Origin of the sequence: Yinghuangia soli, assembly GCF_021502675.1 — a bacterium.
GTDB classification, from domain to species: domain Bacteria; phylum Actinomycetota; class Actinomycetes; order Streptomycetales; family Streptomycetaceae; genus Yinghuangia; species Yinghuangia soli.
Genome location: NZ_JAKFHA010000003.1, coordinates 211,084 through 218,092, shown reverse-complemented (window position 1 = coordinate 218,092; position 7,009 = coordinate 211,084). Strand labels below are relative to the sequence as shown.

The following is a 7,009-nucleotide window of genomic DNA, read 5'->3' as shown; positions in this document are numbered from 1 at the left end:
CGCCCCCGGGTCTGCCGGGCGTCGCGACGCCCGGCAGACCCGGGGGCGGAGCTGGTGTCCGTGTGTCCGTGCTCGGGGGCGGTGTTCACGTGGTCGTGTCGCGTCAGACGGGTTGGGGCTGTCCGAACAGCAGGTCGTAGCCGGGCGGGAGTTGCAGCAGGATGCGACCCATGAGTTCGTCGCCGGCGGCGTCGGCGACGGTGCTGAGGACGGCGCTGACGTCCCAGGTGGCGGTCTGCTCGGTGGCGCCGTCGATCCATGCGGCGGCGGCGCGGACGAACCGTTCGGGGGCCAGCGGTTCGGGGGCGTGCATGGGGTCGAGGAACACGAGTGCGCAGGTCTCGGGGAGTCGGGCGGCGAGGTCGGCGCGTTCGGTGCCGACCAGGTGGGCGCCCAGCAGCGCGAGGACGGTGCGGATGGCGCGTTCGGCCTCGTGGCGGGTGGGGTATTCGCCGCGGTCTTTGACCTGGTCGAGGAAGGTCTCCCAGTTCATGGCCTGTTCCTGTTCTGGTGCGGGGCGAAACCGAGGTCTGCTCAAGCCGGTTGGTGTTGTCTCCCGGCCCTGGCCCAGGCCCCGGTCCTGGTGGCGGTGGCCGGGCGGGGCGGTGCGGCGGTGACCGGGCGGGGCGGTGCGGTGGGGGGTGGCGGCGTGCCGGGCGGCAGCCGGCCCAGGATCCAGGCCGTCCGGGCGTCGACGTGCGCGGCGAGTGCGGCGGCGCGGGCTTCGAGTGCGGCGAACCTGCCATCGGTGCGCCGGGCGAGGTCGTCGAGGCGCCGCAGTACGTCGGCGAACTCCTTGTCGATGCGGCGGACGAACTGCTCATGCTCGACAGCCTGGTTCGCAGGGTGGTCGGTGGGGTGGGTCATCGGGTGGTCCGCAATTGTCGGTCGAGCCCGGTCCATGCAAGCAGGCGCCGCACGGGCCGGCTGGGGTCGTGCACGGCCAGGTGTCGGCCGTGCCGGTCGGCGAACGCGCGGGCGGCCAGCAGTCCGCGCAGCCCGGCGCAATCGATGAAGGTGACGGCCGACAGGTCGACGGTCACCTCGGTGTGCTCGGCGAGGGCGGCGACCAGGCGGTCCCGCAGGGCGTCGGCAGTGGCGATGTCCATCTCGCCCTCGGCCCTGACGACCGCGGTGCCACCCGTCGCCGCCCGCGCGGGAGCCGGCCGCCGACCGCGGTCTCGCCGCAGGCCGCCGGCCGGCCGGTGGTGTTCGAGGGCGAACATGCCGCAGGCTCCCTGGGACTGGGACTGGGACGTCGGCGACGGGCACCGCCGGGGCCGTTGCGGCCCCGTGCGCCGGGTGCGCCGCGGGGAGGGCCCGCGGCGCACCCGGCGTGTCCACGTCACGCGTTGATCTGCTTGCGGTCGCCGCCGCGGTTGATCGCGATCTTGCGGGGCTTGGCGCGCTCGGCGATCGGGATGCGCAGCGTCAGCACGCCGGCATCGTGGTCCGCCTTGATCGCCCCGGTGTCGAGCGTGTCGGCGAGCATGATCTGCCGGGAGAAGACCCCCAAGGGACGCTCGGACAGCTCCACCTGGGCGTCCTCGAGGCCGGGCAGGGGACGGCGTTCGGCTCGCACGGTCAGCATGTTCCGCTCGACGTCGACGTCGATCGCGTCCGGGGACACCCCGGGCAGGTCGAACACGACCACGTACTCGTCGCCCGCGCGGTAGGCGTCCATCGGCATCGCGGACGGCCGCGACCAGGTCCCGGTCGCTCCGAACACGTCCCGAGTGATCCGGTCGAGCTCGCGGAACGGGTCGGTACGCATCAGCATCGCAAGTCACCTCCGTGTCGTTCCGGCACGGCCAGGCCCCGTCCGGGTCTGCGCCGCGCCCGTGTGCTTCACCTCGATTCCGTTGTAGCATGTCGTCGTAACGATGACAACCACAGAATGTCAGCTGAACGACGACATGCGGAACGAGGTGGGTCGGTGACACCCGACGAACAACCCGGAGAGGTCGAACCCCGGGTCCGGTTCCTGGCCGCGGCCGCTGCGCTGCGCGCCATCGACACCGCGGTTGCCGCAGCCCGGCACGACGCGGCCGACCGCACCAGGCCCGACCGGGCCGACGCCGTACCCGACGCGGCCCCCGACACGCACGATGCCCTTGCCGCACTGGTCCTGCTGCGCGAACTGCGTGCCCGCCTGGCCACCTGGGAGCCCGACCTGATCGAGGACGCCCGCCAGGCCGGCGCCAGTTGGGCCGCGCTCGCCGGCCCCTTGGGCGTCGCCAGCCGCCAGGCCGCCGAACGCCGCTACTTGCGCCTGCGCCCCGGAGGCGTCCCCGGCACCACCGGCGACCAGCGCGTCCAGGCCACCCGGGACCACCGCGCCGCCGACCGCGCCGTCGCCGCTTGGGCCCGCGAACACGCGGGCGCGCTGCGTGCCCTCGCCGGACAGATCACCGCACTCGACGACCTCAGCCCGCAGGCAGAGCAGCCGCAGGCCGCACTCGCCGCCGCACTCGGCCACGACGACCCCGCCCGGCTCTTGGCGCCCCTTGCCACAACCCGCCCGCACCTCGACCCGGACCACCCGGACCTCGGCACGCGGATAGACGCGTTCGCACACCAAGTCGACCGCCTGCGCCAAGCCAGCGACCACCAGCGCCGCCGCGCGACGTGAACCCCGTGCTCGTCAGTAAGCCCCGGCCCTCGCCTACTCGACCGACAGACGGCCCCTTGCCTCAGCGGGCCGCAAGTGGCCAGGGGCCACTTGACGGTCCGTGTGCCGCGCGTCGGCGCAAGGCCCCGGCGGGGAGCAATCGGCGCGGACCTGGACCGCGCCGGCTGTCAACGCCCAGCGCGAACAGCGCAGTCGGGGATCGTGGACCGTGCCTGCTCGGCGCGCCATACCGTCGTGAATACCGCGACGCCGATGGCGCTATCCAAGCGGCTGTGGCGGATATTGCGTGATGGTCCAATCGCCTGGACGCCGACCGGCTCGATCTCCATCCTCTGATCGTGAACCTCTCCGCACACCGGACATCCCGATCGCGCACCGCGAACTTGCCTGGTCTTCCTGCTCGATAGGGTCGGCGCGTCGTCCACGGTGGGGAGGGGCAATGCTGCGACGCGCGGACCTCGTCGAGGTTTTCGGCAAACATGGCATCGCGCTGGCAAGCCGTGACCAGGTTGCCCCGCACCGCTTCCCCGACGCTGTCCGGCGCACGTTGACCGAGGTCGGGGTGCCCATGTACTGCCGATCCGCGGTGTACGCCGGCCTCGTCGAAGACCCCTTCGCCACGTACGCAGCCTGGTGCGCCGACCACGGTGCCCCCTGCTCGGCTGCGGCCGGCAGGACCCTGCGCATCGGCTATTGGCGCGCGGGCAGTGTGTGCCTGGTGCCGGACGACGGCCGGGTGCTGTACATCTCGCCCTACGAAACCGACGAGATCACGCCGATGAACAGCTCGGTCGAACAGTTCGGCGCGTGCATGCTCATCGCCCACCGCGACGCCCAGAAGTGCGACTTCCTCCCGACCCGGGCGGCGCTCGCCGAACGCGAACGCATCGTGCAGCGACTGCTCGCCGTCGACCCCGACGCCGTCGGGCCACCCCACAGCGTATGGCGCATCATCGTCGACGAAGTCACCGGCGAGGAGTACCGCCCGTAGGCACCCACCCGACCGACCATCGGACGCGACCGTCACGAAACACCCGCCACAGCCACTTTCCAGGAGCCTCATCAGCCGTCACACGCCCGTGTCGGACTACGGCGGCGTTGTCCATCGGCGCGCGAAGGAACAGCCTGTATACAACCTCAGTCACCTATTCGGTTGAGCTCGCCGGGCGGACCGAAGACACTGCCCTGCGCAAGGTGCGCACCCGCCTTGGTGCTGCCAGAACGACGAGATGGAGGGGCCCGAGTTGGCAGACGGGCAGTCGTCTGCGCCCGGGGCACGATGGGCGAGATACGACGCTCGTCGGGAGTACGCGGCGCGGCTCCGAGAGGAAAGCCGCGCTTCTGTCGCGGAATGCACGCGGATGTACGGGGCGGACGCTCCGGACACCTTGGACGCGCGGAGCGGACTGGCCTGGTGGACCGGCGAGTCCGGTGATGTAGCCGAGGCCCGCGACCAAGCGGCGACGCTGGCCGCGGATATGGCACGCGTTCACGGCCCGGACGATCCCGAAGCGCTCGGCGCCCGCGGCGAACACGCGCACTGGACCGGCGAGGCCGGGGACCCTGCCGCCGCGCGGGACCTGTTGGCGGCCGTCATCGACGAGCACGTCCGTTTGATGGCGGACTGCGCCACACCGCCCGATGGCTACCACCATCTGCGCGCGCCTTCGCTCTACTGGCGTATCAAGCACGCCTACTGGACGGGCATGTCCGGTGATCCTGCCGCCGCCCGCGCCCTTTTCGTGGCACTCCTCCCAGAGATGTCCCGCGTCCACGGCCCGTGCCACAACGACACGCTAGACGCCCGCATCGAGGCCGCGCGATGGATCGGCGAGGCGGGTGACCCGGCCACTGCGCGCGACCTCTATGCGAAAATGATCGACGCTCTTGCCCGCAGGGGCGATCCGTCCGCAAGGGATCTGGCCGAGCACCATGCGTGGTGGACGGCACGCACGCCCTTGGGCTGACGCGGGCAGCGGAACTCACCGCCTGATCCCGTTCCTGCCGGCCATCTGCCTGTCCCTCGCCGCAGTGACGGGTGCGTCCGGTGAACTGATCCGCCAAGACACGCCTACGCAGTCCGACGCCGCCGTGTTCGGACAGCGGCGCAAGACGGTCTGCGGCGACCGTGTGGCTAGGTGGGGTCAGCAGGTGGGGCTGTCCATGATCTTGATCTTGGTGACGGTGCCGATGAACGAGGTCTGGAAGAACTTGTTGGGCTTGAGGCGGTACTGCTCGCCGTCGCTGAACTCCAGCAGTGCGCAGTCGTCGTTGCGCGAGTTGTAGACGCCGTACGAGCCCTTGCTGCTGGTACCGAGCGTCTGCCAGTACCCCATGTCCTGGTACGAGGCGGTCGGGCTGTCGGCGTTCCAGCTCGCCTGGGTCTTGTAGAAGCACACGCGCGGCCACCCGCACCCGTACGCGCTCGTGGCCTGCGCCTGCGGCGCCATGACGCCGACAGCGCCGACACCGGTGGCGAACGCCGCGGCGGCGACGAGGAATCGGCGCTTGGCGATGCCGTTCAGCAGGTTCATGGGGCAGTCCTCCGGCGGGAGCATAGGGGTGGTCGGCCGCGTCGCGGGGAAAGGCGCGTCGGTGGATGCACTATGGGTGCTGCCTCGCCCAAGGCTCTTGTATAAAACCGACATCGCGAGGAAGGCGAGCATCTGTCTCGTTCTTGTGACGCGGTGCCGGGGATGGCTCGCGACGTGGTCAGACCGCGGTGCCTGGAGCCCGGGGGCGTGATTACTTGACGACGGCGACGTCGGCGGGCGGTCCGGGGTCGTCCGTTTCGCCGGAGTGGGCCGCGACGATTTCGATGGGGGCTTCCTCGTACCGGGGTGGAGGCCGTGCCGCCGTCCGATTGCGGATCCTTGTTGTGGCCGAGGACGACGCGCTGCAGATGTTTGACCTTGGTGTCGCGGTGTCGGCCGAGTCGGTGGCTGTCGGTTATCTCGCTCGCGGATGCCGGTCGCGCAATGCCGGGTGGTCCGGTGTCGGGCGGCCGTTCTCGAGGGTGACGTACGACTCGGGGTCGCCGGTGGCGGCGTGGTGGGCGATGGCTCGGAGCAGGGCGGCGTGGTGCGCCTGCATGTGGGTGGCTGCGTCGTCGATGGAGAGCCACGCGATCTCGACGACCTCCTCCGGCTGCGGGGTCAGCTCGGCTGTCTGGTCGAGGGTGAGATCGGCGGCGAAGAAATAGACGGTGCGCCACCGCCCCCGGGGTACGCGAGGCGAGTACGCCGAGCTGACGCGGTGAATGCCGAGGAGGCGGCCGAGTTGCGGGGCCTGGCCGACTTCTTCGGTGCATTCGCGGACGGCGCACTGCTCGGGGCCTTCGCCGGGCTCGAACTTGCCGCCCGGCATCATCCACATGCCCATCGTGGTGCGGACGAGCAGGACGCGCCCGTCGGCGTCGGTGATGAAGCAGGCGGCGGCGTCACGGCCATCTGTGAAGGCGAAGCGCGCGGGAGTCCTGGCGTTGTCAGCAGAGGGTGTCATGCGTGTCGGCCTTTGGTTCGTCGAAGTTGCCTGTGTTGCAAGGCTGGTGGACGCGCGGTCGACTAACGCGTGGAGTCGATCGGTGTGCCGGGATTGTGACGTCGGCGAAGCGGGATGGGTGGCCGTCGTCGGGATGGGTGCACGTCGGCGGGGTCGCGTCGGCGGGGCCGTGTCGGCTGTGTCGGTGCCCTGAGGGGCTTGATCGAAAAGTAGTTAGGTGCCATATTAGTTTTCATGAGGTACGACGGCGACATCGCGAACGGGGCTCCGAGTCTCGATCAGGCCCGCCGGCAGATCGCCCGGTACGGGCTGGATGCCGACCCGCAGGCGGTGCTCGTCGCGGTGCGCCTCATGGCGGCCGGGGCCTTGCTCGGCCAGGCGTCCGAGGTGCACTTTGCTCGGTTCGGCCTGTCGACGGGCCGCTATCGGCTGCTCGTGGACCTGGAGGACCACGAGGGGGAGAAGTCCCCCTCGCAGCTGGCCGCGAGCCTTGGCGTCAGTCGGGCGACCGTGACCGGGCTGGTCGACGGTCTGGAGCGGGACGGCCTGGTGGCGCGGCGTGCGTCCGCCGAAGACGGTCGGGCCATGGTTGTTGTGCTGACCGCGCGCGGTGCCGGGCGGCTGCGGGACATGGCCGCCGACCACTTCGGGCGCCTCCAGTTGCTCGTCTCGGGTCTGACGCCCGAGGAGCGGGGGGTGTTCCTCGATCTGCTCGGCCGCATCACCCAGGGCGTCGGGGCGCTGACCGCGGATCCGGAGTGATGGCCGTCCGGGCTGTCGGTCGTTGTTCGGTCGTCGGGCTGTCGGGTTGTCGGGGCGGGCTTCGGGAGGGGCTGCGGGGCTCGGTGCTCTGCTGAGTTGTCGTCGGCCTGAGTT

At 70.9% G+C, this 7,009-nt stretch carries 11 protein-coding genes; 4 read left to right on the top strand and 7 right to left on the bottom strand.

The window, feature by feature from the left end; genetic code table 11:
* Positions 1–103: 103 nt before the first annotated feature.
* The 4 genes from LZ495_RS07970 to LZ495_RS07955 form a co-directional block, all read right to left on the bottom strand.
* Positions 104–493: a DUF2267 domain-containing protein gene (locus LZ495_RS07970; protein ID WP_235051297.1), complete on the bottom strand. Its 390-nt coding sequence runs from the start codon at positions 491–493 to the stop codon at positions 104–106.
* A gap of 41 nt (positions 494–534) precedes the next feature.
* A complete protein-coding gene (locus LZ495_RS07965) occupies positions 535–867 on the bottom strand; it encodes a hypothetical protein (protein ID WP_235051296.1) in 333 nt (110 codons plus the stop codon).
* Positions 864–1,226: an STAS domain-containing protein gene (locus tag LZ495_RS07960; protein ID WP_235051295.1), complete on the bottom strand. Its 363-nt coding sequence runs from the start codon at positions 1,224–1,226 to the stop codon at positions 864–866. The genes LZ495_RS07965 and LZ495_RS07960 overlap by 4 nt, the downstream gene beginning before the upstream one ends.
* Before the next feature lie 119 nt (positions 1,227–1,345).
* A complete protein-coding gene (locus tag LZ495_RS07955) occupies positions 1,346–1,780 on the bottom strand; it encodes an Hsp20/alpha crystallin family protein (protein ID WP_235051294.1) in 435 nt (144 codons plus the stop codon).
* A gap of 156 nt (positions 1,781–1,936) precedes the next feature.
* On the opposite strand from LZ495_RS07955, the gene LZ495_RS07950 reads away from it, so the two are divergent.
* Positions 1,937–2,632, top strand: a complete 696-nt coding sequence (locus LZ495_RS07950) for a type III effector protein (RefSeq protein ID WP_235051293.1) — start codon at positions 1,937–1,939, stop codon at positions 2,630–2,632.
* A 167-nt stretch (positions 2,633–2,799) separates the two neighbouring features.
* Here the strand turns inward: LZ495_RS07950 and LZ495_RS07945 are convergent, their stop codons facing one another.
* Positions 2,800–2,961, bottom strand: a complete 162-nt coding sequence (locus LZ495_RS07945; RefSeq protein ID WP_235051292.1) for a hypothetical protein — start codon at positions 2,959–2,961, stop codon at positions 2,800–2,802.
* A 110-nt stretch (positions 2,962–3,071) separates the two neighbouring features.
* Here LZ495_RS07945 and LZ495_RS07940 point away from each other — a divergent pair, with 110 nt between their 5' ends.
* Both LZ495_RS07940 and LZ495_RS07935 read left to right on the top strand, forming a co-directional pair.
* Complete coding sequence (locus tag LZ495_RS07940) at positions 3,072–3,623, top strand: SUKH-4 family immunity protein (RefSeq protein ID WP_235051291.1); 552 nt, start codon at positions 3,072–3,074, stop codon at positions 3,621–3,623.
* A gap of 397 nt (positions 3,624–4,020) precedes the next feature.
* Positions 4,021–4,599: a hypothetical protein gene (locus tag LZ495_RS07935; protein ID WP_235051290.1), complete on the top strand. Its 579-nt coding sequence runs from the start codon at positions 4,021–4,023 to the stop codon at positions 4,597–4,599.
* 177 nt (positions 4,600–4,776) lie between these two features.
* Here LZ495_RS07935 and LZ495_RS07930 read toward each other — a convergent pair whose 3' ends face one another.
* Both LZ495_RS07930 and LZ495_RS07925 read right to left on the bottom strand, forming a co-directional pair.
* Positions 4,777–5,166 carry a hypothetical protein gene (locus LZ495_RS07930; protein WP_235051289.1) on the bottom strand — a complete coding sequence of 130 codons (390 nt, stop codon included), beginning with the start codon at positions 5,164–5,166 and terminating at the stop codon, positions 4,777–4,779.
* A 415-nt stretch (positions 5,167–5,581) separates the two neighbouring features.
* Positions 5,582–6,133 (bottom strand): NUDIX domain-containing protein, encoded by a 552-nt coding sequence (locus tag LZ495_RS07925; RefSeq protein ID WP_235051288.1) that lies wholly within the window; start codon positions 6,131–6,133, stop codon positions 5,582–5,584.
* 234 nt (positions 6,134–6,367) lie between these two features.
* On the opposite strand from LZ495_RS07925, the gene LZ495_RS07920 reads away from it, so the two are divergent.
* Positions 6,368–6,895 carry a MarR family winged helix-turn-helix transcriptional regulator gene (locus LZ495_RS07920; RefSeq protein WP_235051287.1) on the top strand — a complete coding sequence of 176 codons (528 nt, stop codon included), beginning with the start codon at positions 6,368–6,370 and terminating at the stop codon, positions 6,893–6,895.
* The last annotated feature ends 114 nt before the right edge of the window (positions 6,896–7,009 follow it).